Here is a 26465-nt window from a genome sequence, read left to right as displayed (position 1 = left end):
GCGAGCGTCGTGGCGGACGTGCTGCGGGCGGCGATCGAGAAACGTGGAAACGCGCTGCTCGCGGTCTCCGGGGGCAATACCCCAGGCATGTTCTTTCGTGAACTGTCACGACAGGAACTCGACTGGGACAACGTGACCGTAACGCTCGTCGACGAGCGTTTCGTCCCGGAAGACTCTTCCCGTTCCAACGCCCGGCTGGTCCGGGAAAACCTGTTTCAGGGCAATGCAACGGCAGCGCGGTTCGCCGGACTGTTTTCGGACGCAAGCACGGTCGAAGACGCGGCAGGCAGGGCCAGTGAGAGGTTGAGGAACCTTCCGCTCCCGCTGGATGCGGTGATCCTCGGCATGGGAACCGACGGCCACACCGCCTCGTTTTTCCCGGATGCCGGCAATCTGGAATCGCTGCTCGCCCCTTCCGCCGAGGCGATCGTCGCGCCCGTCCATGCGGCAAGCGGCGGCGAGCCTCGGTTGACGCTGACCCTGGCGCGGATCGTGGAAGCAGGCTTCGTCGCGCTCCATATCGAAGGGGCAGAAAAGCGCCGGGTGCTGGAGACAGCCTTAGAGACGGAGGCGCATCTGCCGATCGGCGCGGTGCTGGATCGCGCGCCACAGCCGGTCCGGGTGTTCTGGGCGCCGTAGTTGAATGCCGATACCGGAGATCTCCCGCTCCGGCATTATCGAAGAGGATGCACCATCATGACAGCCAGAAAAGACATCGAGGCCATCACCGAACGCATCCGGCAGCGCTCTAGGAATTCGCGCGACATCTACCTGGAACGGATCGACAATGCCGCAAGCCGCGGCGCCAACCGGGCGGTGCTTTCCTGCGGCAATCTCGCCCACGGCTTCGCCGCCTGCGCGCCCACTGAAAAGACCGCGCTTGCCGGAGACAAGGTGCCCAATCTCGGCATAATCACCTCCTACAACGACATGCTGTCGGCGCATCAGCCCTACGAGACCTTCCCGCAACTGATCAAGCAGGCGGCGCACGAGGCGGGAGGCATCGCTCAGGTGGCGGGCGGCGTGCCGGCCATGTGCGACGGCGTCACGCAGGGCCAGCCGGGTATGGAACTGTCGCTGTTTTCGCGCGATGTGATCGCCATGGCCACCGCGATCGGCCTCAGCCACAACATGTTCGACGCCGCCGTCTATCTCGGCATCTGCGACAAGATCGTGCCGGGCTTGGCGATCGCGGCGCTGACCTTCGGTCATCTGCCGGCGGTGTTCATCCCCGCCGGGCCGATGACCACCGGCATTCCGAATGACGAGAAGGCGCGCGTGCGCCAGCTCTATGCCGAAGGCAAGGTCGGACGCGCCGAACTGCTGGAGGCGGAGTCGAAATCCTATCACAGCCCGGGCACCTGCACTTTCTACGGCACGGCAAACTCCAACCAGATGCTGATGGAGATCATGGGCCTGCACACGCCGGGCGCCTCGTTCGTCAACCCCAACACGCCGCTGCGCGACGCGCTAACGCGAGAGGCGGCGAAGCGGGCGCTGGCGATCACTGCCATGGGCAACGCCTACACGCCTGTCGGCCGGATGATCGACGAGCGCTCGGTGGTGAACGGCATCGTCGGGCTGCACGCGACCGGCGGTTCGACCAACCACACCATCCACCTGATCGCGATGGCTCACGCCGCCGGCATCCAGATCACCTGGCAGGACATTTCAGACCTCTCCGAGGCGACGCCGCTGCTTGCGCGAGTCTATCCGAACGGGCTGGCCGACGTGAACCATTTCCATGCGGCGGGCGGGCTCGGCTTCCTGATCCGCGAATTGCTCGATGCCGGCTTGCTGCACGAGGACGTGCAGACCGTGTGGGGCGAAGGCCTGCGGCCCTATGCCGTGGAAGCCAGGCTCGGTCCGGACGGCAGCGTGATCCGCGAGGCGGCGCCGAAGGTCAGCGGCGACGAGAAAGTTCTGACGACCTTCGCCAAGCCGTTCCAGCCAACCGGCGGCCTGCGCGTTCTCGCTGGCAATATCGGCCACGCGATCATCAAGACGTCGGCGGTGAAACCAGAGCGGCGGCTGATCGAGGCGCCGGCGATCGTGCTGGACAGCCAGCAGGCGCTGAACGATGCCTTCAAGGCCGGCCAGCTCGACCGCGATTTCGTCGCGGTCATCCGTTTCCAGGGACCGAAGGCCAACGGCATGCCCGAACTCCACAAGCTGACGACGATATTGGGTGTGCTGCAGGACCGCGGCCACAAGGTTGCGCTGGTCACGGACGGGCGCATGTCGGGCGCGTCGGGCAAGGTTCCGGCGGCGATCCATGTGACCCCGGAAGCGTTGGAAGGCGGCGTCATCGGCAGGATCCGGGATGGAGACATGATCCGGCTCGACGCCGACAATGGCTCGCTCGAGGTCCTCGCGCCCGCTTCCGAACTGGCGGTACGGAAAGTTCCCGACATCGACCTGTCCGCCAACGAGCACGGCTTCGGCCGCGAATTGTTCGCCGGCTTCCGCCAGATGGTCGCGCGCGCCGACCACGGCGCGAGCGCATTCGGGGTGGCGTGAAGCCTACGGCACAATCACCTCGGTCCGCTCGCCGGCATTGACCGTCGCGGTGGCTTCCTTCTTGCCGCCATTGTCGCCGCGGTCGGCGACGATCATGTAGTCGCCGGCCGGCAGGGTCGCCTGGTGCTTCTCGTCGAAGGCGTAGCCGAATGCCTTGCGGTTGCCCTGGATGTCCTTCTTGGCCCCGAACACTTCGATGTGCTTTGCGCCGGGGGCGGAAACGGCGAGCACGCCGGCATTCAGGTGGGCAGTAACATCCTTCGACTCACCGGCGCGGATATTGAAGGGCTGCTCGGCCTCCGCTTTGTCCATCCTGACGATCGCGACGTAGTCGCCCGGCGACAGCTCGAATTTTGTGTCGGGGCCGAAGCCGTAGGTCACCTGCTCGCGCGAGCCGTCGATCTTCTGCTTCGCCTTGAACAGCTTCACGTCCAGTCCCGACGCCTCGACCTTCTCGCCTCCCTGCGTGTAGAACGCATTGACGACGACGCTGCCGATGCCCAGCACAACATCTTTTTCGACGGTCTGGCCAGCGGCGAGCGTGACCGTTTCGCTGACCTCGCCCTCGCCGATTTTCACCGTCAGCTTCTGCTCGCCGGCGGGCAGGACGACCTTGGTCAGCCCATAATTGGTGGCCTTGCCGCCGCCCGGATATTCGGTGATCACCGTCGCACCGTCGCTGACCTCGGCGCCCTCACTCGCCAGCGGCCGGACAATCAGAGTGCCGGCGTTGAGCACGAAGACCGGCTCGGCGATCTTGCCGACCTCGATCTTGACCGGCATTTCGGCGGACGCCTCGCCAAGCGTCGCCCTGACGATGTAGTCGCCCGGCTCCAGGCTGCCCTTGTAGTTGTTGTATTCGGTCGCGACGCGCTCTCCCTTGGAGCCATCGGCTGTCACCGCGTAGATTTCATAGGCATTTCCAGCCTCGTCGGGCGCCGGCTGGCCCTCGGCCAGCAGCGTTTTCGGGACGAAGTTGAATTCGGGTGCGGCAGGCTCGGGCGCAGGGGCGGGTTCCGGCTCGGGCTGCGGAGCGGGCGCGACCACGACCGTCAAGGCATCCTTCAGCGCTCCGGCGTCCGACGCCTGGATGTATTTGCCGCCGGTGTTCTCCGCGAGACACGCCACCTGCCGGCCCTCTTCTGCGGTCAGGCCGAAACCGACGACATGGGCGGTGAAATCGACGCCGGCCTGTTCGAGTTCGGTTCCGACCGCGCAGGGATCGGCATTGCAGGTTTCGAGGCCATCGGTGATCAGGATTACCGTCGCCTTGTCCTTGGCGTAGCGCAGGGCTTCCGCCGCCTGCCTGACCGAGGCGGACAGCGGCGTCTTTCCGAGGAATTTCATCGCGTCCGCGGCGAGCGTGATGGACGAAGCGGCGCCCGGCGCCGGCGGCACCACCAGCTCGATATCGTCGCAATTGCCTTTCTCGCGGTGCCCATAGGCCAGCAGGCCAAGCTCCATGTCGGCGGGAATCGTCTGAAGCACCGTCCTCAGCGTCTGGCGTGCGATTTCGAGCTTGGGCTGACCGTCGATCTGGCCCCACATCGAGCCCGACGCATCAAGCACGATGATCGCGCGGTCCGCCGAAGCGGCGATGGCGGTCAGCCAGAGGCTCAAAAATGCCGCCAGCACGCCACGTGACAATGCGCTCATGATATCCCCCTCGATCGGCTGTTCGCTCGCGATCGCAAGCTAACGAAGCCGCTACAGGCTGACACCCCGGCGCCCTGCCGATCAGTAGGTGGTGCGGCGCTCTTCGGAAGGCGGCCGGCCGAACTGCAACCGGTAGCTCTGGGCGAAATAGGAATGCGAGGTGAAGCCGGTCGCGATCGCCACGTCGAGGATGGGCATGTTGGTCTGGCGCAGCAATTCGCGCGCACGCTCGAGCCTGAGCCGCATGTAATAGCGGCCGGGGGTCACATTGAGATGGCGTAGAAACAGGCGCTCCACCTGCCGCACCGACAGGCCGGCGGATTTCGCCAGTTGCACCGCCGAGAACGGCTCGTCGAGGTTGTCGGCCATCAGTTCCACGATCTTGCGCAGCTTCTCCGACTTGCCGGTCAGGTCGCGCTCGGGACCGACGCGCTGGCGGTCGCCCGCCGAGCGGATGCGCTCGTGCTGGAACTGGTTGGCGACGCCGTTGGCAATGTTGGATCCGAAGTCGGTGCGCACGATTTCGAGCATCAGGTCAATGGAGGTCGTGCCGCCCGCGCAGGTATAGCGCTTGCGGTCGATCTCGAAAACGTTGCCGGTGCAGTCGATATCCGGGAATTTCTCCATGAAGCCGGCGCGGTTTTCCCAATGGATGGTGCAGCGGTGACCTTCGAGCTGGCCGGCTTCGGCAAGCAGGTATGAGCCAACCGACAGCGCGCCGAGCGCGCCGCCGCGCCTGCCCCAACTGCGGAGCGCGCCGAGCACTTTGCTCTTGCCGGGAAATTCCGTCGTCAGGCCAACGGAAACGAACAATATGTCGACGGACGGCAGGTCGGCCACGCTGTAATCGATCTTCAGCGGCAGGGCGTTCGACGCCATGACGGCATCGCCGTCTGCCGACACGGTGGTCCAGCCATAATAGTCGTAGCCAAGCAGCCGGTTCGCTGATCGGAACGTGTCTATCGCTGCGGCCAGCGAAAACATCGAAAATTTGTCGACCAGCAGGAATGCGAACTGCCGGCCCCCCTGGATCTGGTCGGGCATGGCCGGCCGTTCTACAGCAAGAGGAGGCGGGGGCAAAGCTCGGACCTTGGCTTTAGAATGTCGGGCGCTTTAGGCCCGCGGCACGATATGCGGAAACCAGCGTGTTGGCCATAAGGAGCGCGATCGTCATCGGGCCGACGCCGCCCGGCACCGGTGTGATCGCGCCTGCAGCTTTTTCCGCCTCCGCGAATGCCACGTCTCCGACCAGCCGTGACTTGCCTTCGCCCTTTTCCGGCGCTGCGATCCGGTTGATGCCTACGTCGATGACGGTGGCGCCGGGCTTCACCCAATCGCCTTTGATCATCTCGGGGCGACCCACGGCGGCCACAAGAATATCGGCGGTACGGGCGAGCGCCGGCAGATCCTTCGTGCGGCTGTGGGCGATGGTCACGGTGCAGTTGGCGGCGAGCAGGAGATTGGCCATCGGCTTGCCGACGATGTTCGAGCGGCCGACAACAACAGCACTCAGGCCGGACAGGTCCTTGCCCCGCACGCGCTCGATCAGAAGCATGGAGCCTGCCGGTGTACAAGGCACGAAGGCGGTGTCGAGTTCGCCGGTGCCCAGCTTGCCGACATTGATGTAGTGAAATCCGTCGACGTCCTTTTCGGGCGCAATGGTCTGGATGATGCGGCCGGCATCGATGTGGGCCGGCAGAGGCAACTGCACGAGTATGCCGTGGATCGCCGGGTCTGCGTTCAAATCGTGGACGATCGCGACCAGCTGCTCCTCGGAGGTTTCGGCCGGCAGCGTGTGCTGGACGGAGTGAAAGCCGCATTCCTTGGCCTTGCGGCCCTTGGACGAGACGTAGACCTGGCTCGCCGGATCTTCCCCAACGATGACGACGGCAAGGCCGGGCGTGATCGCCCTGGCATCCACCAACTCACCGGTTAGCCGTTTGACGGTCTGCACGACTTCATCGGCTACGGCTCTTCCGTCAATGATTTCGGCCATGGTTCATCCCTGACTGCAGCTTGGCAGTCTGCGGCATAGTGGCGAAAGATTGCCGGCGCAATCCGCCAAAGCGGCGTCGCGTGGCGTAAACTCGAAACCGCTGCGGAATTCCTCGCTCAGAAGTAGCGGCGGCGCTGCCGGGATTCGGTGAGGTCGCGCACGGCCTCGCGAAATTCGCGCAGGCTGGACCGGATCTCTTCGATCGGGGCCTGCTGCGTCTCCGGGGCGGGAGGAGGAGCTTCCGGCTGCCGGAATGGCGCCGCGGGATGCGGGGCATAGGCCTGCGGCGCCGCGCGCAGCGGATAGAGCGTCTGCGGCGCCATGTGCCCCGGATAGAAGCCTACGGGCGGCTGCCCCTGCTGCGGATAGGGATAATAGGACTGCGGCGGCATTTGCGGCTGCTGCCAATGCGGCGCCTGCTGGACCGGAGCGTGCGGATAAGCCATCGGCGGTGCATAGTGCGTCGCGGGCAGGTTGGGATCTGCGTAGTATGGTTGTGGGTAGACCAGCTGCGGCTGCGCCGGCGGATAAGGCTGCGGGTGGGCCTGTGGCTGCATCGGATAGGTGGCACGGGCGGACATCGGATGTGGCGCGCCAAAGGGCGAGTAGGCGTAGACTGGACCTTGCATCGGAGTTTCCCTCGGGAGTGCGTCATCACGGCGCGGCGGATTTTGCGGCTCTGGCTGCGCCTCGGGCGTAATGCCGGCCGGAGCGGCTTGTCGGCTGCGCGGCTCCAACCGGATGGCGTGATAAGCCTCTTCTTCTGTCGCCGGACGGGACGAGTTGACCTCGGCAAGTCCATCTTCGGGAGCCGCCGGAATAGCCTGGCTGTATGAATCGCCCCTGCGCGGCTTTTGCCGCGTCGCGCGGGAGTTGGCGGTTTCGCGCAGGCTTTCATAGGCGCCGCGCATGCCGCCGAATCCGACGCCGGCGAAGAATCCGAGCATCAGCCCGGTCAATGCCATCGTCGAACGCGAGGGCGGATTGGCGTTGAGCGGCGGCCACGCCTTGGAAATCACGCTCATATTGGCGGTGTTGATATCCTTCTGCTCGCCGGTTTCGCGTGCGCGCAGCAGGAACGCCTCGTATACGGCGCGCTTGGCGGACGCTTCGCGTTCGAGTTCGCGCAGCGTCACCATCTCGCTGCTAAGATCACCCTGGCGCACCTTCAGCTGAGCCAGCCGCGAGGCGAGTTCCTGTTCGAGCTGCACTGCCCGCTTTAGCTCCGTCTGCGTCGACGAGACGATGCGGCGCAGTTCGCTGTTGATCATGTCGCGTGCGCCGGCGAGTTGCGCTTCGATCGCCATGCGTTCGGGATGTCGCGGGCCGAGCCGCACAGCCATCCGGTCGGCGTCACTTTTCAGCGACGAATATTGTGCACGCAACTCCTGGATGGTCGGCGAAGTCAGCTCCTCCGGGAGCGTTCCGCCGAGCACCGCGTCGACATTGACAGAGCGCGTAGACGCAGCCCTAGCGTTCAATTCCAGCGTCCGTGCGCGGGCCACCGAAAGCTGCTCGTTCAGCTTTACGATCTCGTCATCCGTGATCAGCCGGCCCTGCGCGTCGATGATGTCGTTTTCCGCCTTGAACGTCTCGACCTTGCGCTCGGCCGCCTCGACGCCTGCGCGGAGCTGGTCGAGCCTCGACGTCAACTCCTCCTCTGCCCGCCCGGCCGTATTGGACTGGATTTGCCCGTAGGTCTGCAGAAACACATCGGTCATGGTGTTGGCGATGAGGGCTGATTTTTCGCCATCCTTGGTGACCGCGCTGATCATGATAACGAAGGTCTTGCCGCCGCGCTCGACCGAGAGGGACTCGGAAAGGTTCTGCACGGCAAGAGTGTGCCGCCTGTCGCCTCCATCGTCGCCATCGCTGCGCGACAGGAGCGAGCGCAGATTCGATATGAAGGCGCCGATGCCGCCATCGCTGCCCTCGCCGTTGAATTCGGGATCGCTGGCGAGATTGAGACGATCCACGACTTTGGTCAGCACCGTGCCGGAGGTCAGGATCCGGACCTGGTTCTCGATAATCGCCAAAGTAGCTTCGTTTGAAAGCCCGCCCTGGGTGATATCGCGCTCGACGAGATTGAGGTCTCGCGGATCAACCAGCAACTCGACCGTGGCCTCGTATTTCTTGGGGGTGGATAGGGCGATCATGACGCCCAGCACCGCGCCGAGAACTGTCGTACCGACGATAATCCATTTCGATCTGGCTATGCCGGCGACCACCTTGCCGGGGTCGATGAGCGGCTTCCAATGCTCGTCGGGCACATCGCGGTTGGGAGCCGGTTCCGACTGGTCGACGCTCGGAATATATCGATCCTCGCGGCGCTCGGCGCGAACATCCACGGCCGGCTGAGGTGCGCCGTCCCCGCCTTCTGCCCGCAAGCGCCGGCTGATCCAGCCAGGGACAAGGCCGCTGACCCAGTCCATCCCGGCTGAGGCCGTCGCAGGCGCCGCTTTGGGTGCGGGCTTTTCATCGATCGCCGCTACGCGTTCATGACGAGGCGGAGGCGGATCGTTCTTAACCTCCCGGCGCTGACGGGCCGAATGATGGCGAGCGGCGGCATCGTAAGTACGTTGCGGCTCGGCCGCGGCAAGAAGCGACGCCGAACGCTGCGGAACGCCTTCACCGGGCCGGGCGTCGCCAAACGAAAGCAACGAGCGCTCACGCCGTGGATCGTCGCGTTGATCGGTGTCGAACATGGATTGCGGCCGTTTCCCGGCGCATGCCGGATTGGTGAGTGCAAACGTTAAGCCACGCTAAACAGCCATGGGAAACAAAAGGTTAATTTAGCGACCTAAAGGCGTTCATCATCTAGCGGAAAACGGCGGCGCTCTCCTCGGAACCGCCCATTAAACTTTCCGCGCTAGCATTCGCAGAAACATGACCGAGGCAAGCGACATCCGGCAAAGGCGGCCTTTCGCCAGAATTGGCGCGTTCCTGTCGGAGCGGCGCGGCCTTCTGCGCGACTATTTCGCGGCGATCAGCGGCGCCGGTGGCCGGCTGGTGTTTTCGCTGCTCTATTTCGTCGCGCTGGCGAACACGCTGTCGTTGGGCGATTTCGGGCTTTTCGCCACGGCTTCAGCCGCCGGCGTCATGCTGTCGCGGATCCTGGCCTTCGGCTTCATCTCTGCGCTCTACCGCACGGCGACCATACGCCCAAACCTTATCGGTACGTACACGGCCGGCTTTCTAGCGATGGCGGCGCTGTCGCTTCCAGTTTTGGCGGCGGCGGCATGGCTGACCTACCTGCTGTTCTTTTCGGGGCAGATGGCGCTTTCGATATTCGCCGCGGTGATAGTCACCGAAGCGCTGTTGTGGCGGCCGTTCGAGGTTGTGGTCATCGTCAACAACGGCCAGAACCGGTTCGGTCGCGCGGCTTCCCTGACCATTTTCGGAACGGTCATGCGCGCGGCGGGCGCGGTCGCGTTTGCGTTGTGGCCAACGGACAGCCTGGCCGCGTGGTCGGGCTTCTATATCGTCATCAACGGCATCGCCCTGATTGCAGCGATCGCGCTGTTTTACCCCCGCCAGCGCCTGCGTTTCCGACCGCTGCTCTATTGGCGCCGGCTTGCGGATTCGCTGTATGTGGCGGGAGCGGAAATCCTGTTCTACCTGCAGATGGAGTTCGACAAGCTCCTGGTACTGGCGATCGGCGGGCCGCAGCTAGCCGGCCTCTATGCGATCGTCATGCGGCTCGTCGATCTGACCGCCATTCCGATCCGTACATTTTCGATGATGCTGGTGCAGCGGATAATGCGCGCGCCGGACATGCTGAAAAACTGGCGCATACGCGGCAGCATCGAAACCGGCATCTTTGCCGTTTCGACGGGCGCGTTGCTAAGCCTTGCTGTCGTTCTTCACTATTTCCCGGCGGCATTGGGCCGAACCGTGGAAGAGGCCGCGCCGCTGGTCGGGTTGGCGGTTTTCGTGCCCGGGCTGCGCAATCTGATCGAGTATCAGGCCGAGCTACTGTTTGCGCGCGGGCAGACATTTGTCCGCGCGCTCAATCTCGCTTTGCTTGCGGGCGCAAAGGCCGTGCTGCTGATCTTTGTCATGATGCGCAGCCCGGATACCGCGGCTTTCATCTGGTCGCTGAACGCAATGTTCGTCGCGCTCTATCTGGTGTCGGCGCTCTTGACCTATTCGGCGCTGCGCATGCCGGCCAAGCCTGTCTGATGGCTACTCCGCCTGCGTCAGGCGGCGGATGCGGTCGACATCTGTGCCGATGAAGGACTGCATCCCGATCGCCACCTGATGCGGCGACATGCCGGCGACGAAGCGCCGGAACTCGTCGTCGGACATAGCCGACCCGGTCCAATGGACGCGGCAGAATTCCTCCGCGGCGTGGAAGTGGCTCGCGCCGCCGAGCACCTCGTCGACGAAGCGGCCGTAGATCAGGCATTCGGAAAACTTACGGGACGATCCGACCACTTCGACCCAGTTGCGGCCGTGCAGCCGCTCAATTTGCGCGCACATCGCCTGAACGTCCTGCCTGCTCCATGCGATCAATGTGGAGATGTAGTCATGAGGCGAAACAGCCGGATACTCGATGCCCAAGACCGCTCCAGCATTTCTGGACCAAGTCTCGTGATCGCCCGTACCCGGCAGCGCATTGTCGCGCCGGAAAAGGCGCAGCCTGCCATCGCTGCGGAACGCCGCGCAGTCGAAGGGTTTCAGGAAGACGACATCGGAATCGCAATAGACGAGGATGTCTTCGGCCGCATGGGCAGCGATGGCGATGCGCCGAAGCTGCTGAACATGCCAGCCGCGCAGTGGCATGGTTTTCCAGCTCAGCCAAATGCGGCGGCGGAACAGGCTCGCAGGATCATTGACCGCGTGAAGCCATGACGGCAGCAGGTCGCGCTCGTCGACCACCGTCCGCGATTTCGTTTCAAGCTGTCGAAATAGCGCGACATCGTTCCGCTCAACCAGAAGGTAGTGATGGGACATGCCGGTCACATGCCGATCGACGGTCTCGCAAAGCAGGCGGCAGCGCTCGAAATCGGGGGCATAGCTGGCCGTGACCATGGCGGAGGCGGCCGTTTGACTGATCGGGTCTGACGCGCGCCCCCCTTGAGGTAAGAAACGGCTGTTCACCGGCTTTGTCCGCCGCCGACGAGCTTCTGGCGCAGGACGCGCGCGAGAAAGAGCGGATTGCCGACTATATAGCGCCGCCAGAGGCGGCCGGGTTCGACGATGAGACGAAAGAGCCATTCGAGCCGCATGCGCCGCATCCAACCGGGCGCGCGCGGCACCGCACCGCTCAGGAAATCGAGCAACGCGCCGACGGCGATCGGCAACGTGCAGTGTTTTTCCGTCAGGTTGCGGGCGATCCAGAGTTCCTGCCTCGGCACTCCCATCGCGACCAGCAGGATATCCGGCCGCAACGCCCTGATGGTTTCGACGACGCCAGGTTCTTCCTGCGGAGAAAAATACCCGTCATGGATCACGATATAATTGTGCTGCGGAGCAATCGCCGCCAGCTTTGTGGCCGCCCCCTCCGCGTTGCGGCGGGTCGCGCCAAGCAGGCCGACCGTCAGCGGTTTCGAGACCGCCTGAAGGAAGCCGGGGATGAAATCCGTACCGTTGAGGTTTGCCGGAAAAGGCGATCCATAGAGGATCTTCGCCGCCATATCGACGCCGACGCCGTCCGGCAGGATGAGGAAGTTTTCGAGAGCGTCGGCAAACGCCGCGTCGATGGAAGCGACGTTTGCGTTGTGGGCGTTGAGGAAGCTGACTTTGGTGAACCGCCGTTCGACCAGCATGCGGTTCAAGAGACTTATCGCATCATTCCACCCTATGCTGGCGACGGAGATGCCGAGGATCGTTTTCCAAGCAGAAATGCCGATCGCGTTGGCGGCGTGCATGTTCATGCCAACGCCTCGTGCCGCTGGTAGCCGAGCGCTTCCAGGCCGCGCCTGACCCGCGCGTCGAGTTCCGCGCGCTGGCGGCGGTAGAAGGCAGAGCCGTCCGCATCGGCAACTTCACCCGAAGCGGCGCGCTCGAGCGCCGCCGCAAAGGCTGCCGGATCGTCGGCAACAACGCAGTTTGCGGGAGCATGCCCGATGCCGCGCAACGATGAACTTGTGGCGACGGTCGGCAGACCGAGTTCGAACGCTTCGATGGTCTTCAACTGCACGCCGGTTCCTGCCCTGCTGATCAGCGGCACGACCGCGGCACTGCGGACGAAATCCTGTGCGTCGGGAACACGGCCGACGAATGTTACGCCCGGATGGAACGAGGTGACACCCGCAGGCACGGAGCCGGCGATGCTGATCCGGAAATCTCGGCGCAGATGCGGCACGACTTCGCCCAGAAACCAGTCCAGACCGATACGGTTGGGCTGCCAGGTCCAGGTGCCGATAAGGGCGGCATCGCAATCCGTACGGCGCGCTGCCGGCGGCGGCGGCGCGTCGGGCCGGGTGATCAATGGCAGTGCGACCGATTTGGCATCGGAAGCCACGCCGAGCGCCGAGCGATCTTCTTCCGCGAGAGTGAAGACGAAGCGCGCGCCTCGGCATAGCCGCGCCTCCAGGCGTTTCAGAAGCCGCGCCTCGCGTCGGAACAACAGTCGCTCGAACGCACCTCTCACCGCAATCGCATTTTCGGCGGCCGAGACGTGCTCGACGTTGTGGGCAACGAAGATCGAGGGCCTGTCATCGAACAAGCCATCGAAGGCGCCGGTAAACTGCACCGAGTTCAGCAAATAGCCGTCGAACGGCCCGGCCGCGGCGATGGCACGGCGAACCTGTTCCGGGCCGACCAGGCGCAGTTTCACCGACGAGAATGTGAGGCCGGTCAACACCGCCTTGGCGAGCCATTTAAGCTTCTGCGTGATCGACGCATGGTCGTTGCGAACATCGACTGCGCCGAGAACAATCGTGTTTTCGGCATCCAGTGCGGTCCGGCCGGGCCAGGTGAAGCCAAGGATGGTGACGCGAACGCCGGCACGGCGCAAAGCCGCGATGATCGCGGCGTTGGCGATCTCGTAACCTGAACCGAGCCCGCCGTCGGGCACGATCGAAGTGGCAAACAGCAGATGCATCTCACCTATCCTGAGATGTCGAATAGCCAAACCCAGTGAAGCCTTGCTTAAAAGCTGGCCCGGCGGCCGCAAAACCACGGCAATCAAACGGCCATCCGCCAAAGGTGTTTAACGAATCCTTATCGTCGCCGGTGCTATCCAAACCGGGCATTGACGGACGTTCGCATGAAGCCCTTGCAGAAAGATGGACCGGTCTCGATCCTCGGCCGGTCTCCGGGACTTATTCCGGAGACCATCGAAGCGGTTGTGACAGTGCCGACATTCCGCCGGCCGGAACAGTTGCTGGCCACACTCGAATCGCTGCGGCTGCAGGAAACGGCGCGCCGGTTCGCGGTGATCGTGATGGAAAATGAGGCGGAGGTTCGAGAGGGCGCCCATGCCGCGCTGCCGCTTTTCGAGGCGGGCATCCTTGGGGGGATGGTTATCGTCGCGCATGAGCGCGGCAATTGCAGCGCCTACAACGCCGGCTGGCAGACGGCGGTGATGCATTTTCCGGGATTCAGATATTTGCTGGTCATCGACGACGACGAGATCGCCGACGGAAGCTGGCTGGAAAACATGTGCGCGGCTGCGGAAAAGTACGAGGCGGATATCGTCGGCGGGCCGCAGGTTCCGGTGTTCGCCAGCCCGGCCCATGCGAAATGGGCGGAACACCCCGTCTTCGCACCGCCCTACAAGAAGAGCGGAAGGGTCGGCGCGCTCTATTCGTCAGGCAATCTGCTGATTGGCCGGCATGTGCTGGCTGCTATGGGACCGCCATTCCTCGACCTCAAATTCAACTTCATGGGCGGCGGCGATTCCGACTTCCTGAGCCGCGCAGCGCAGCGCGGCTTCAAACTCGCCTGGTGCGCCGAGGCGGCCGTGCGCGAAGCGGTGCCGCCGCGCCGGGTCGAGGCCGATTGGATCCGCGCCCGCAGCCTGCGCAACGGCGTGATCTCCACGCTGGTCGAGAAAAAGAAACGCGCCGGCACGCGGCTCGCTAACATCCGGGTGCTTGCGAAGAGCCTGGCGCTGCTCGCCGCTTCGCCGTTCCGGGCGCTGGCAAGGTTGGCCAGCACGGGCTCACCGGCGATCGGCGTCTATCCGATCCATGTCGCGCTCGGCCGGGTTCTGGCCGAGTTCGGATATGCCAATGAACAATACCGTCAGCCCGAGAAGAACTGACGCCGCGCCGATCACGGCTGCATTCTCGCGGAGCGGCATAGCCACGGCCATCGCGGCGATCCTGCTGACAATAGCGATGGTGTCGTTCAAGCCGTTCCAACCTGCGGCAACGACCGTCGGCGATGGCGGCGACATCGTCAATCAGCTCGGCTTCGGTTCGCTGGGCGCGCTTTCGATCTTCTCGCTGGTGGCTTTCGCCAATCCGCGGGTTGTCAGTGCCTTATTCAGCCCGACCTTCCTGCTGATGATAGGCTTCCTGCTGCTTTCGGCATTCAACGCAACCGACCCGAATGCCGCCATGCGCGCCGCCTCCTTCACGCTGATCGGCATCCTGACGATGGCGACCGTGCTGGCGATCCCGCGAGATGCCGACGCGTTCTCGACCGTTATCGCGGTGGCGGGGCTGTTCGTCATCGGGCTGAGCTTCGCCGGGCTGGTGATCTTTCCGAGCGACGCCATGCACACGGCCGATTCCATCGAGGCCGAGCATGCCGGACTCTGGCGCGGCGTCTTCAGCCACAAGAACATCGCCGGCCCGGTGATGGCCTGTCTAAGCTTCTGTGGTCTTTATCTCTTCCGTCGCGGCTGGAAGGTGACCGGCGTGCTGCTGTTCGCTTGCGCGATGGTATTCATGGTCAACACCGGCTCCAAGACGACCGCAGGCCTTGTGCCTGCGTCGATCCTTGTTGTTGTTGTGCCCAGCCTGTTCGGGATGCGGTTGATAACGCCGCTTTTGTTTGCGCTCGCCATGATCTGCACGGCGCTCGCCACGCTGGGCATTGTCTTCATCGATCCGCTGAAGCAGCTTGCCGCGGAGCATTTTCCCGACCTCACCTATACGGGGCGTACGACGCTTTGGGAGTTCGTCGCCGAGATGATCGCCAGACGGCCCTGGACGGGCTACGGCTATAACAGCTTCTGGGGTACGGACGTCGTCGCCAATACGGCCCAGCCCTTCGATCGCGCTTGGGACGTTCGCGGTATCGTCCATGGCCACAATGGCTATCTCGACATCGCCGTGATCATGGGACTGCCCGCAATGTTCGTCGCCATATGGGCATTCCTGATCGCACCGCTGCGCGACTACATGCGCATACCGCTGCGCAAGGAGAACATCTTCCTCGGCGATTTCTTCATGATGATCCTGCTGTTCACGGCGCTGAACTCGTTCCTGGAAAGCTTTTTCTTCCGGCGCGCCGATCCCGTGTGGCTGTTCTTCGTGTTTGGCGTCATCGGGCTCAGGCTGACCGCACGTTTCCCGCTCAAGGCGTCCAATCCGGACTGATCGGCCTCTTTCGCATGACTGCCGGACCGTCTAAACGGAAGCGGACGGAGGCTCGGAAATGACAGTGAAACTGGTGCTCGCCGGTTGCGGCAATATGGGATACGCCATGCTTTCGGGCTGGCTTGAATCGGGCAAGCTCAGGCCAGACGAGACCTTCATCGTCGAGCCCAACGCGGAATTGCGGGCGCGAGCCAAGGCGCTCGGCAGCGCGGTGGGCAGCGACGCCGGCGAAATTTCCCCAGGTGCGGTCCCTACCCTGATCGTGCTTGCGGTCAAACCGCAGGTGATACGCGACGTGACGGCCGGCTACCGACGCTTCGGCGATGGTCGCACCACATTCCTCAGCATCGCTGCGGGAACGGCTATGGCGACGTTCGAAGAAATACTCGGCGAACGCGCGCCGATTGTCCGCTGCATGCCCAACACGCCCGCCGCGATCGGCAAGGGCATGATGGTCACATTCGCCAATGATCGCGTTTCGGACGACACCCGTAAATTCATCGCCGACCTCCTTTCGGCCAGCGGCGAGGTCGCTTCTATCGATGACGAGAGCCTGATGGATGCCGTGACCGCGGTTTCAGGATCCGGGCCAGCCTATATATTCCATTTCATCGAGTGCCTGACAGCGGCGGCCGAAAGCGCCGGCCTGCCGACGGAGACGGCGAAGCTGCTGGCCATGCAGACCGTCTATGGGGCGGCTTCGCTGGCGGCCGAAAGCCACGAGGAACCGGGCGTTCTGCGCCAGCAGGTGACCAGCCCGAACGGCACCACCGCTGCGGCGCTCGCCGTGCTGATGGGCGAGGACCGGCTCAAGCTGCTGGTGACGGAAGCGGTGGAAGCCGCGAGGCTCAGGAGCATAGAACTGGGCAAATAGCGAAAGCCGGCTCCGCCTCGGGCTACCCCGCTTCGATCTCGGCCTGAAGCGCTTCCAACTGATGCGAGGCGGCGGCGACCGCGGCATTCTCGATAGCGCGAAAACGGGTCACGACCGAAAGGCCGAGCGGCGTGAGTGCCGCGCCGCCTCCGCTTTTCCCGCCGGTGCGGGCAGAGACAAGCGGTTTGCCGAACAGCCGGTTCAGATCGTCCACCAGATCCCAGGCGCGCTTGTAGGACATGTCCATTGCGCGGGCGGCCGCCGAAATCGAACCCGAAGCCGATATCTCCTCAAGCAACGCGATCTTGCCGGGTCCAATCCGGCCTTCTGGATCGAGATTTATCCGCAGGCTGAGCGAAGGCATCCGTGTAGCGCTCCCGTTCAGAAACCTTGATCTGCCAAGCTATTCGACAGGTTTTCGTGATCGAAAGCCACAGATTTTATCACCGCAAAAACCTCCTGCCCGACGTGTAGCCGAAGAGCATCAAGAGATCGGCGGGTGATCCGCGACAGCACCTGTTGTCCGTGGCAGTCGACGTGAATCTCGACCAGCGGGTCGCCCGAACGGGCAATCCGCGCGATCTTCCCGCGCAGTATGTTCTGGGCACTGAGCCCGATTGGCTCGGCGGTTGCGATCATGACGTCGCGCGCCCGGAGCCGGAGCCTGACCATCGCGCCGGTCTCGGCACGGATGCGCGGAACCCGGATTTCGCCGGCAACCGACTTCAGCACGGTCATGCCGTAGTCGATGTGGTGGGCGATTACCGTCATGTCGAGCACGACGCCGCCCTCGCCGCGTTCTTCGGCCGGGAGAAGGTCGAGCCGCTGGACAATCTCGCCTGTCGGGCCGGACGCGACGACTTTGCCATCCGACATGACGACGATGTCGGTGGCGAGCCTGGCGACCTCGGCGATCGAATGGCTGACATAGACGATCGGGATCTTCAGTTCATCGCGGAGCCGCTCGATATAAGGCATGATCTCGCTTTTGCGCACCTCGTCGAGCGAGGCCAGCGGCTCATCCATCAACAATAATCGGGGGCTGGCGAGCAAGGCGCGGCCTATGGCGACGCGCTGCTTTTCACCGCCGGAAAGCAAATTCGGCCTGCGCTCGAGCAGGTGGCCGATGCCGAGCAATTCCACGATGCGGCCGGTGTCCGCGTAACGTTCGCGCGCCGGCGCGAACCATTTGCCGTAGGCAAGATTACCGCGCACGCTCATATGCGGAAACAGCCGTGCGCCCTGGAACACGGCGCCGATGCGACGGCGATGCGTCGGCACGAAAACGCCGGACGCCCGGTCTGTGAGCACACGCCCGTCGACCTCCACGCTGCCGCGGTCGGGCCGGATCAGTCCGGCGATCATGCTGATGATCGAGGTCTTGCCAGATCCGGACGGTCCGAATAGCGCCGTCAGGTGGCCGGGGCTTGCAAAGCGCGCCTCCAACTGGAAGCCGCCGAGCCGGTGGCTGACATCGACGAGAATGGTCATGCGCGGCCCTCGATCCGGCGGCTGGCGCGCTGCGCCAGCGCTTCCGAAGCCATGAGCGCGGCCATCGAGATAGCCACGGAAATCAGGGTGAGCCGCAACGCGCCCGCATCGCCTCCGGGAATCTGGGTGAACGTGTAGATCGCGGACGGCAGCGTCTGCGTTTCGCCGGGAATGTTCGACACGAAGGTGATTGTCGCGCCGAACTCGCCCATCGCCTTGCCGAAGGAAAGGATCATGCCAGCGATTATGCCGGGCAAGATCAGCGGCAGGGTGATGGTGGCGAAGACCCAGGCCGGGCCGGCGCCGAGCGTGCCGGCGGCTGCCTCGAGCCGGCGATCGACGGCCTCGATGGACAGCCTGATCGCGCGCACCATCAGCGGGAAACCCATGATCGCGCAGGCGAGCGCGGCCCCGGTCCAGCGGAACGAGAACACGATGCCGAAATGCTCGGCGAGGAACGCGCCCACGGGGCCCCGCCTGCCAAAACTCAGCAGCAGCAGATAGCCGGTGACGACAGGCGGCAGGATGAGCGGCAGATGGACGATGCCGTTGAGGAGCGACTTTCCCCAGAAGTTCCCACGCGCCAGGATCAGGGCGGTGAGCAGGCCGAGCGGCAGGCTCCCCAGCATCGCCCAGACAGCGACCTTGATCGACAGCCGGACCGCATTCCATTCGTCGGGCGTCAGTTCCATGCGCGACTGCTAGTTGGAGGCGACTGGAGCGAGCACGGCGAAGCCCTGCTGCTCGAACAATTGCTTGGCCTTGGCCGATTGCAGATATTTCACGAATTCCGCAGCGTCCGGATTGCTGGAGTCAGCGATCACTCCGACAGGATAGACGATCGGTGGATGTACATCCTCTGGAAAGACGCCGATCACCTTCACAGTCGGTTCGGCGACGGCGTCGCTCCGGTAAACGATGCCGAGCGGCGCCTCGCCTGTCGCGACAAGCTTGAGCGCGGCGCGCACATTCTCCGCCTGCGCCACCTTGCCTTCGACCTCGGCCCAGACACCGAGCCTTTCGAGCGCTGCCTTGCCGTATTTGCCGGCAGGCACCGCCTTCACGTCTGCCATCGCCAACCGGCCGTCGCCGAGAAGCCCCGTTAGCGGGAAGTCGGGCGCGATGTTCGCCTCGATCGCCGAATCCGCGCTTGCTATCAGGACGATGCGGTTGCTCAGGAGATTTGTCCGGGAGCCTGGAGCGATCATCTGTTTTTCGGATAAATAGTCCATCCAATCGAGATCGGCCGATATGAAAATGTCGGCTGGGGCGCCTTGTTCGATCTGCCTGGCCAACGCCGAGCTTGCCGCGTAGGAGATAGTCGCCCTCCGGCCCGTCTCGGCCTGCCAAGTCTCATTGACCGCATCGAGTGCATTTTTGAGGCTGGCGGCGGCAAACACGACCACTTTCTCGGCCGCGTGAACGGAGGGCGCTGATGAAAGCGCCATCACCATCGCCCCAATCAGCGCAGCGAACTTCCACCGATTTCTGCCCATCTCGGCCACTCTCCAGAGTAGGTAGCAATCAAACTATGCGAAGGCCAGCGATATATCCAGATGAATATAACACTGGCGGACGCTGTTGGTACAACGCCGACACGCTGCGCGGTGATACCAATCCGGCCCAGTCCAAGCTATGTCTCGGCATCGTCGAAGGCAGTGGCGGGAGGAACAACCAAAAGCATGACGGAAACGGTTGTCATTGTCGGCGCCGGCATCGTCGGTGTGTCGACGGCCATCTGGCTGCAGCGGGAAGGCCATAAAGTGATCCTGATCGACCGTGGCGAACCCGGCGAAGGGACGAGCTACGGCAATGGCGGCGTTCTTGCATCCTGTGCGGTCGTTCCGGTGACGGTTCCGGGCCTGCTCCGCAAGGCGCCGCGGATGCTCTTCGATCCACGCCAGCCGCTGTTCCTGAAATGGCGGCATCTTCCCAGGCTCGCGCCTTGGCTCAAAGCTTATCTCAGCCATTGCACGCCGGATGAAACGCGGCGGATCAGCGATGCGCTCTTTGCGCTCACAGGAGACAGTCTGGCCGACCATCAGGCGCTTGCCGCCGGGACCGGGGCAGAGGCGTTTGTCGTGCCTTGCGACTATCTCTACGTCTATCGCGATCGGTCGCAGTTCGAGGCCGACGCATTTGGCTGGTCGATCCGCAGGGAACATGGTTTCCGGTGGGATGAACTCGATGGAGCGGCACTCCGCGCGCATGACCCGATCTTCCGGCCGGACCTGAATTTTGCGGTTCGGCTGGGCGGGCATGGGCGCATCAGCGACCCCGGACGTCATGTCAAAGCGCTGGCGAGTCACGTGGAAGCCCGCGGCGGACGCATCATTCGCGCCGAGGTGACCGACGTCGTACATCAGGATGGCCGCGTCACCGGCGTTCGCGCCGGCGGCGAAACGATCCCCTGCTCCGCTGCGATCGTCACGGCGGGGGTGTGGTCGGGCTCGTTGACCAAGAAGCTGGGGCTTGAGGTGCCGCTCGAAAGCGAACGCGGATATCACATCGACCTGCACGAACCGAACCGGATGCCCAGATCGCCGGTGATGTTTGCATCGGCAAAATTCGTCGCGACACCGATGGACGGCCGCCTCAGGCTTGCCGGCATAGTCGAGTTCGGCGGGCTGGATGCGCCGCCTTCCCGCCCACCTATAAACCTGCTTCTCCGGAATATACGCGCAGCGATGCCGGACCTGACCTGGCGCGGCGCCAAGGAATGGATGGGACATCGGCCCGCGACGCCGGACTCCATCCCTGTGATCGGCGCCGTACCGGGCATTGAAGGCGCGTGGCTTGGATTCGGCCATCACCACATTGGGCTTACGACCGGGCCGAAGACCGGCAGGCTGCTCGCGCAACTGGTTTCGGGCCACCGGCCGAACTTAGACCTTGCGCCCTATGCTCCTTCACGTTTCACTAGGCGATAACAATCGAATGAATGGGAGATTCATATGAAGCATTTTTCACGCCTGATGGCGGCGACCGCGCTTGTGGCGGTTTCCGCGAATGCCGCGTTCGCGGAAAAATGGGATATGCCGATGGCCTATCCCGCGACCAATTTCCATTCCGAGAACGCGGCGGCCTTCGCGAAATGCGTCGGCGAAGGCACAGGCGGCGCGCTGGAGATCGTCACCCATGCCGGCGGTTCGCTGTTCGGCGGCAACGATATCAAGCGAGCGGTGCAGACAGGTCAGGCGCCCATCGGCGAGCGGCTTCTTTCGGCGCATGCCAATGAAAATCCGCTCTACGGGATCGATTCGATTCCCTTCCTCGCCACGTCCTTCGACGCCTCTGAAAAGCTCTGGGCCGCGGCAAGCGACAAGCTCAAGGCGGCGCTCGATGCGGAAAACCTCGTCTACGTCTACGCCGTGCCGTGGCCGGCGCAGGGCCTCTACATGAAGAAGGACGTCAATTCGGTCGCCGATCTGAAGGGCGTGAAGTTCCGTTCCTACAATGCGGCTACCGCGCGGATCGCCGAACTCGCCGGCATGGCGCCGGTGCAGATCGAGGCGGCCGAACTCAGCCAGGCGCTGGCGACCGGCGTCGTGGAAAGTTTCATTTCGTCCGGCGCGACCGGCGTTGATTCGAAGGTTTGGGAACAGCTCACGCATTTCTACGACGTGCAGGCCTGGCTGCCGCGCAACGTCGTCTTCGTCAACAAGGACGCCTGGACCGCGCTCGATGACGCATCCAGGACGGCGATCACCACCTGCGGCGAAACTGCGGCTGCGGACGGCCTCGCCAAGGTGAAGGAGCTTTCCGGAGGCTACCTCAAAACGCTGGAAGAGAACGGCATGAAGGTTTCGCCGCCCAGCGAGCAACTGGCGAAGGAACTCGAAGGTTTCGGCCAGACCATGACCGACGAGTGGCTGAAAAGCGCCGGCGACGACGGCAAGGCGATCATCGAAGCTTACCGCGCCAACTGACGACTCCAGTCAGACCAAGGCCCGGCGACGTCGCCGGGCCGGGTTCTTTCTTGAAACCAGGAGCGCACAGTGGACGGCGAAGCCAACATATTCCGCCGAAGCCTCGACTTCGTCTATGATTTCGCAGCCTGGCTGTCGGCCCTGTGCCTGGTTGCGATACTGGTCGTCATCACGGCTCAGGTTTGTGCCCGCTGGTTGGGCATTCCCTTCCACGGCTCCAACGAATATGCCGGCTACTTCATGGCGGCGGCATCGTTCCTGGCGTTCGCGCATACGCTAAACCGCGGCGCACATATCCGCGTCGGCCTGCTTCTAACGGCCTTGGGCGAGCGGCGCTTCTGGGGCGAACTCTGGTCGCTCGCCATTGCGGCGGCGGCTTCGACCTATCTCGCCTGGTATGCGATCAAGATGGTCTACTGGTCGTGGAAGTTGAACGATGTCAGCCAGGGCCAGGACGTTACCCCTTTGTGGATCGCGCAAACCCCGATGGCGATCGGCGCTGTCATTCTCGCAATCTGCCTGATCGACAATCTGGTCACTCTACTTGTCACCGGACGCGACAATATCCGCGACGGCCTCGCCGAACAAAGCCACGCGGAATAGCGCCGATGGAACCGTTCTACGCCATCGGCATCTTCCTTTTCATCCTCTTCCTTCTGCTCGGATCCGGCGTGTGGATCGGGCTTGCGCTGCTCGGCGTCGCTTATGTTGGCATGGAGATGTTCACCAGCCGGCCAGCCGGCGACGCGATGATGACGGTAATCTGGCGCTCGTCGTCATCCTGGTCGCTGACGGCGCTGCCGATGTTCATCTGGATGGGAGAGATTCTCTACCGGACGCGACTGTCGGAAGACATGTTCAAGGGGCTCGCTCCCTGGATGGGCCGGCTGCCGGGCGGCCTGCTTCATACCAATGTCGCGGGCTGCACGATCTTTGCCGCGGTCTCCGGCTCCTCCGCCGCCACGCTGACGACGGTCGGCAAAATGACCATCCCCGAACTGCGCAAACGGAATTATCCCGAGCGCTTGACGATCGGAACGCTTGCCGGTGCGGCGACGCTTGGCCTGATGATCCCGCCTTCCCTGACGCTGATCGTCTATGGCGTGGCAATCAATGAATCGATCACCAAGCTGTTCATCGCGGGCGTTCTTCCCGGGCTCGTGCTGGCCTCCCTCTTCATGTGCTATGTCGTCATCGCTTCCATGGTGTCGAAGGATTACAGGCCGGCGGCCGAGCCGACGCTGCCCTTCTGGGACAAGGTGAAGCGTTCGCGGTTCCTGATCCCCGTCCTGCTTCTGATAACCGCCGTGATAGGCTCCATGTATCTGGGCGTTGCAACCGCGACCGAAGCCGCCGCGATCGGCGTTATCGGGTCGCTGGCGCTTGCCGCTGCGCAAGGGGCGCTGACGGCCGGGAATTTCTTCGAGAGCCTGATGGGCGCGACAAGAACCTCGGCGATGATCGCGCTGATCCTTGCGGGTGCGGCTTTCCTGTCTTTGTCGATGGGCTTCACCGGGCTGCCCCGTGCGCTTGCCGAATGGATCGCCTCGATCGACCTCAGCCGGTTCGAACTGCTGATGGTTCTCTTGGTATTCTACATCATTCTTGGCTGTTTCCTCGACGGGATTTCCGTCGTGGTGCTGACAATCGCCATCGTCGAACCGATGATCCGTCAGGTCGGGATAGATATTATCTGGTTCGGCATATTCATTGTTGTTGTTGTCGAGATGGCGCAGATCACGCCGCCGATCGGCTTTAATCTGTTCGTGCTACAGGGCATGACCGGGCATTCCATGGGTTACATCGCACGTGCGGCGCTTCCGATGTTCCTGATCATGATGCTCATGGTGCTGATCCTTATCGCCTTTCCGGAACTGGCGACCTGGTTGCCCGAGAACATGCGGCAGGCGCGCTAGTTGTTCAATGCGCTCCTCACCCAGGCTGCTAAACACGGTCGCCTGCTGCTGGTGCTCGGACTGGTCGCCGGCATCGCCCTGCCCGGCCTTGCGCTCGCGCTGAAACCGTGGATTGGCGAGATGGTCGCCGCGCTGCTGTTCTTGGCAGCACTCCGCGTCGGCCCGCGCCAGGCGCTCGGCGCGGCGCGCGATATCGGATTTTCAGTTGGCGTCGTGCTGGTATTCCAGGTGCTGTTTCCGGTCGCGCTTATCCTCTTCATGCTCGGCATCGGCTGGACCGGAATCCTGCCGACGGCGCTGGTGCTCATGGCGGCCGCATCGCCGATCTCGGGCAGCCCGAACCTGACCGTCATGACCGGCCATGATCCGGCCCCCGCGCTGCGCCTGCTGATCGTGGGCACAGCACTACTGCCGCTGACCGTGCTGCCCGCGTTCTGGCTCACCCCGGCGCTCGACAACACGTCGGAGGTCTTCACAGCGGCCGGCCGCTTGCTCCTGATCATCTTTGCGGCGGGCGGTCTTGCGTTCATTCTGCGCTGGCGCTTTCTCTATGACTTGAGCGCCAATGGACTACAGGCGATAGACGGCGCATCGGCCATCGCCATGGCGGTGGTGGTTGTCGGACTTATGTCGGCGGTCGGGCCGGCAATTTTTTCCGAACCGTCGAGGTTCGCGGTCAATCTCGCCATAGCCTTCGGCGCGAATTTCGGCCTTCAGGTCGTGGTGGCGACGCTGCTGCGCCGCAGCGGCAGACGCCGGCTCGCAACCCCTCTCGGCATCGTGGCCGGCAACCGCAATATCGCGCTGTTCCTGACGGCGCTGCCTGCCGCCGTTACCGATCCGCTGCTTCTCTTCATCGGCTGCTACCAAATCCCGATGTATCTCACGCCGCTTCTTCTCGGATGCTTCTATCGCGATGCGCAAGCAAGTCGCGACAGCGACGCCGCAGCCTAGGGAACCCTTGTTAGACTTTAGGCGTATGGCCGCCAGCGGTTGATCGTGGTGCACTGCCTTGCTGATGTCGGTTCCCGGCGTGCTGCGTCCGGCGAGATCATGGGGAGTGGATGGCGCAAGACATCATCTTGTCCGCGAACGGGCTTACCAAGGAATTCAAGGGTTTCCTGGCCGTGAACGATGTGGATCTCAAGGTCGAAAGAGGATCCATCCATGCGCTCATCGGGCCGAACGGCGCCGGCAAAACGACATGCTTCAACCTCCTGACCAAGTTCCTCCAGCCGAGCCGCGGCACGATCGTCTACAATGATCGCGATATAACGAGGAAGCAGCCGGCCGACATCGCCCGGCTTGGTATGGTTCGCTCCTTCCAGATTTCGGCAGTCTTCCCGCACCTGACCGCCATCGAGAATGTCCGCATAGCGCTGCAGCGCAATCGTGGCGACAGCTTCGACTTCTGGCGCTCGGAGCGCGTGTTGACGGAGTTCAACGGCAGGGCCGCCGGGCTTCTCGATGATGTCGGCCTGTCGGAGTTCGCCGCGGTCCGCGCTGGCGAACTCTCCTATGGCCGTAAACGCGCTCTGGAGATCGCCACCACGTTGGCGCTCGAGCCGGAAATGCTGCTTCTCGACGAGCCCATGGCGGGAATGGCGCAGGAGGATGTCGAACGCATTTCGCAGCTCATCCGCCGAATTTCGGCCAACCGGACGATCCTGATGGTCGAGCACAATCTGTCTGTCGTCGCCGCCCTGTCCGATTACATCACGGTGCTGGCGCGCGGCAAGGTGCTGGCCGAGGGCGACTACGCCAGCGTGTCGAAGGATCCGCGCGTCGTCGAGGCCTATATCGGAGCCGAACATGCCTGAGACGGAAACGGTGGAGCACGCATCTTCCGCCGCCTCGCCCGGCGCGCTGCTTTCGGTCAGGAACCTCCAAGGCTGGTACGGCGAGAGCCATGTCCTGCACGGTATCGATTTCGACGTGCGCGAAGGTGAGGTCGTGACGCTGCTCGGCCGTAACGGCGCCGGCAAGACCACGACGCTTTTGGCGATCATGGGCATCCTGGCCAAGCGCAAGGGCTCGATCACTTTCGACGGCCGCGAAACCATCGCGCTGCCGGCGCGAGCGATAGCCAGGGCAGGCATCGCCTTCTGCCCGGAGGAGCGCGGCATCTTCGCCAGCCTTTCGGTCGAGGAAAACCTGATGCTGCCGCCGCGGGTGCGCGAGGGCGGGCTGACCGTCGAGCAGGTCTTCGAATTGTTCCCCAATCTCCGGGAGAGGCTGTCCAGCCAGGGCACGAAGCTTTCCGGCGGGGAGCAGCAGATGCTGGCCATCGGGCGCATATTGCGTACGGGCGCGAAGCTCCTGCTGCTCGACGAGCCCACCGAAGGCCTGGCACCCGTCATCGTCCAGCAGATCGGGCATACCATTGCGCGGCTGAAGCGCGAAGGGTTCACCATCGTTCTGGTTGAGCAGAACTTCCGGTTCGCGGCTTCGGTCGCAGACCGTCACTACGTGGTGGAACAGGGGCGCGTGATCGATACAATCCCCAATTCAGAACTCGACGCCAACGTCGAAAAGCTTCACGGCTATCTCGGCGTCTGAGATCAACGACCAAAATGGCGCGGT

Annotated in this window: 24 protein-coding genes; 13 read left to right on the top strand and 11 right to left on the bottom strand. The window is 63.5% G+C overall.

The features are described 5' to 3' along the window. Both pgl and edd read left to right on the top strand, forming a co-directional pair. The coding region (pgl, locus tag MAXJ12_RS23780; RefSeq protein WP_008838590.1) for a 6-phosphogluconolactonase at positions 1-639 on the top strand (639 nt) is incomplete at its 5' end. Positions 640-696: 57 nt separating this feature from the next. Beyond that, a complete protein-coding gene (edd, locus tag MAXJ12_RS23775; RefSeq protein WP_008838589.1) occupies positions 697-2520 on the top strand; it encodes a phosphogluconate dehydratase in 1824 nt (607 codons plus the stop codon). A 3-nt stretch (positions 2521-2523) separates the two neighbouring features. Here edd and MAXJ12_RS23770 read toward each other — a convergent pair whose 3' ends face one another. The 4 genes from MAXJ12_RS23770 to MAXJ12_RS23755 all read right to left on the bottom strand — a co-directional run bounded on the left by MAXJ12_RS23770 (position 2524) and on the right by MAXJ12_RS23755 (position 8877). After that, entirely contained in the window at positions 2524-4176 is a 1653-nt protein-coding gene (locus MAXJ12_RS23770; protein ID WP_008838588.1) for a vWA domain-containing protein, read from the bottom strand. A gap of 81 nt (positions 4177-4257) precedes the next feature. Next, the gene (locus tag MAXJ12_RS23765) at positions 4258-5220 is read right to left on the bottom strand and encodes a GlxA family transcriptional regulator (RefSeq protein WP_008838587.1); all 963 of its coding nucleotides are present in this window, start codon (positions 5218-5220) and stop codon (positions 4258-4260) included. Positions 5221-5272: 52 nt separating this feature from the next. Continuing rightward, positions 5273-6172, bottom strand: a complete 900-nt coding sequence (locus tag MAXJ12_RS23760; protein WP_008838586.1) for a bifunctional methylenetetrahydrofolate dehydrogenase/methenyltetrahydrofolate cyclohydrolase — start codon at positions 6170-6172, stop codon at positions 5273-5275. Positions 6173-6288: 116 nt separating this feature from the next. Continuing rightward, the gene (locus MAXJ12_RS23755) at positions 6289-8877 is read right to left on the bottom strand and encodes a GumC family protein (protein ID WP_008838585.1); all 2589 of its coding nucleotides are present in this window, start codon (positions 8875-8877) and stop codon (positions 6289-6291) included. A gap of 181 nt (positions 8878-9058) precedes the next feature. Between MAXJ12_RS23755 and MAXJ12_RS23750 the strand changes: the two genes are divergently transcribed. Further along, positions 9059-10354 carry a lipopolysaccharide biosynthesis protein gene (locus tag MAXJ12_RS23750; RefSeq protein ID WP_008838584.1) on the top strand — a complete coding sequence of 432 codons (1296 nt, stop codon included), beginning with the start codon at positions 9059-9061 and terminating at the stop codon, positions 10352-10354. A gap of 3 nt (positions 10355-10357) precedes the next feature. Here the strand turns inward: MAXJ12_RS23750 and MAXJ12_RS23745 are convergent, their stop codons facing one another. From MAXJ12_RS23745 to MAXJ12_RS23735, 3 genes are read right to left on the bottom strand one after another with little or no spacing between them, the layout of a single operon-like run. Continuing rightward, complete coding sequence (locus tag MAXJ12_RS23745; protein WP_040587616.1) at positions 10358-11275, bottom strand: DUF6492 family protein; 918 nt, start codon at positions 11273-11275, stop codon at positions 10358-10360. Further along, positions 11272-12051 (bottom strand): WecB/TagA/CpsF family glycosyltransferase, encoded by a 780-nt coding sequence (locus MAXJ12_RS23740; protein ID WP_008838582.1) that lies wholly within the window; start codon positions 12049-12051, stop codon positions 11272-11274. Before MAXJ12_RS23740 ends, MAXJ12_RS23745 begins: the two co-directional genes overlap by 4 nt. Continuing rightward, a complete protein-coding gene (locus MAXJ12_RS23735; RefSeq protein ID WP_008838581.1) occupies positions 12048-13223 on the bottom strand; it encodes a glycosyltransferase family 4 protein in 1176 nt (391 codons plus the stop codon). Before MAXJ12_RS23735 ends, MAXJ12_RS23740 begins: the two co-directional genes overlap by 4 nt. Before the next feature lie 165 nt (positions 13224-13388). Here MAXJ12_RS23735 and MAXJ12_RS23730 point away from each other — a divergent pair, with 165 nt between their 5' ends. The 3 genes from MAXJ12_RS23730 to proC are packed head-to-tail and all read left to right on the top strand — an operon-like array spanning position 13389 to position 16546. After that, a complete protein-coding gene (locus MAXJ12_RS23730; RefSeq protein WP_008838580.1) occupies positions 13389-14387 on the top strand; it encodes a glycosyltransferase family 2 protein in 999 nt (332 codons plus the stop codon). After that, the gene (locus tag MAXJ12_RS23725; protein WP_008838578.1) at positions 14356-15672 is read left to right on the top strand and encodes an O-antigen ligase family protein; all 1317 of its coding nucleotides are present in this window, start codon (positions 14356-14358) and stop codon (positions 15670-15672) included. The genes MAXJ12_RS23730 and MAXJ12_RS23725 overlap by 32 nt, the downstream gene beginning before the upstream one ends. Before the next feature lie 58 nt (positions 15673-15730). After that, complete coding sequence (gene proC / locus MAXJ12_RS23720) at positions 15731-16546, top strand: pyrroline-5-carboxylate reductase (RefSeq protein ID WP_008838577.1); 816 nt, start codon at positions 15731-15733, stop codon at positions 16544-16546. A 22-nt stretch (positions 16547-16568) separates the two neighbouring features. Here the strand turns inward: proC and MAXJ12_RS23715 are convergent, their stop codons facing one another. Genes MAXJ12_RS23715 through modA form a run of 4 tightly spaced genes read right to left on the bottom strand, consistent with a single transcriptional unit; the run spans position 16569 to position 19533 of the window. Continuing rightward, positions 16569-16910 carry a winged helix-turn-helix domain-containing protein gene (locus tag MAXJ12_RS23715; protein WP_008838576.1) on the bottom strand — a complete coding sequence of 114 codons (342 nt, stop codon included), beginning with the start codon at positions 16908-16910 and terminating at the stop codon, positions 16569-16571. 17 nt (positions 16911-16927) lie between these two features. Continuing rightward, a complete protein-coding gene (gene modC, locus MAXJ12_RS23710) occupies positions 16928-18037 on the bottom strand; it encodes a molybdenum ABC transporter ATP-binding protein (protein ID WP_008838575.1) in 1110 nt (369 codons plus the stop codon). Continuing rightward, the gene (gene modB / locus MAXJ12_RS23705; protein WP_008838574.1) at positions 18034-18729 is read right to left on the bottom strand and encodes a molybdate ABC transporter permease subunit; all 696 of its coding nucleotides are present in this window, start codon (positions 18727-18729) and stop codon (positions 18034-18036) included. The genes modC and modB overlap by 4 nt, the downstream gene beginning before the upstream one ends. Positions 18730-18738: 9 nt before the next feature. Then, positions 18739-19533, bottom strand: a complete 795-nt coding sequence (modA, locus tag MAXJ12_RS23700; RefSeq protein WP_008838573.1) for a molybdate ABC transporter substrate-binding protein — start codon at positions 19531-19533, stop codon at positions 18739-18741. A 186-nt stretch (positions 19534-19719) separates the two neighbouring features. Here modA and MAXJ12_RS23695 point away from each other — a divergent pair, with 186 nt between their 5' ends. The 7 genes from MAXJ12_RS23695 to MAXJ12_RS23665 all read left to right on the top strand — a co-directional run bounded on the left by MAXJ12_RS23695 (position 19720) and on the right by MAXJ12_RS23665 (position 26441). After that, positions 19720-20967 (top strand): NAD(P)/FAD-dependent oxidoreductase, encoded by a 1248-nt coding sequence (locus MAXJ12_RS23695; RefSeq protein ID WP_008838572.1) that lies wholly within the window; start codon positions 19720-19722, stop codon positions 20965-20967. A 24-nt stretch (positions 20968-20991) separates the two neighbouring features. Further along, positions 20992-21966 carry a TRAP transporter substrate-binding protein gene (locus MAXJ12_RS23690; protein WP_008838571.1) on the top strand — a complete coding sequence of 325 codons (975 nt, stop codon included), beginning with the start codon at positions 20992-20994 and terminating at the stop codon, positions 21964-21966. A gap of 69 nt (positions 21967-22035) precedes the next feature. Beyond that, the gene (locus tag MAXJ12_RS23685; protein WP_008838570.1) at positions 22036-22569 is read left to right on the top strand and encodes a TRAP transporter small permease; all 534 of its coding nucleotides are present in this window, start codon (positions 22036-22038) and stop codon (positions 22567-22569) included. A gap of 5 nt (positions 22570-22574) precedes the next feature. Continuing rightward, positions 22575-23882 carry a TRAP transporter large permease gene (locus tag MAXJ12_RS23680; RefSeq protein WP_008838569.1) on the top strand — a complete coding sequence of 436 codons (1308 nt, stop codon included), beginning with the start codon at positions 22575-22577 and terminating at the stop codon, positions 23880-23882. Next, positions 23883-24836, top strand: coding sequence for a hypothetical protein (locus tag MAXJ12_RS23675; RefSeq protein WP_008838568.1), 954 nt, complete (start codon positions 23883-23885; stop codon positions 24834-24836). A 110-nt stretch (positions 24837-24946) separates the two neighbouring features. Beyond that, positions 24947-25702 (top strand): ABC transporter ATP-binding protein, encoded by a 756-nt coding sequence (locus MAXJ12_RS23670; RefSeq protein WP_008838567.1) that lies wholly within the window; start codon positions 24947-24949, stop codon positions 25700-25702. Next, entirely contained in the window at positions 25695-26441 is a 747-nt protein-coding gene (locus MAXJ12_RS23665) for an ABC transporter ATP-binding protein (protein WP_008838566.1), read from the top strand. Before MAXJ12_RS23670 ends, MAXJ12_RS23665 begins: the two co-directional genes overlap by 8 nt. Positions 26442-26465: the final 24 nt, after the last annotated feature.

Origin of the sequence: Mesorhizobium alhagi CCNWXJ12-2 (genome assembly GCF_000236565.1) — a bacterium.
GTDB classification, from domain to species: Bacteria; Pseudomonadota; Alphaproteobacteria; order Rhizobiales; family Rhizobiaceae; genus Allomesorhizobium; species Allomesorhizobium alhagi.
Note: the sequence above shows the minus strand (reverse complement) of the source record. Positions and strands in the feature narration are given on the sequence as shown.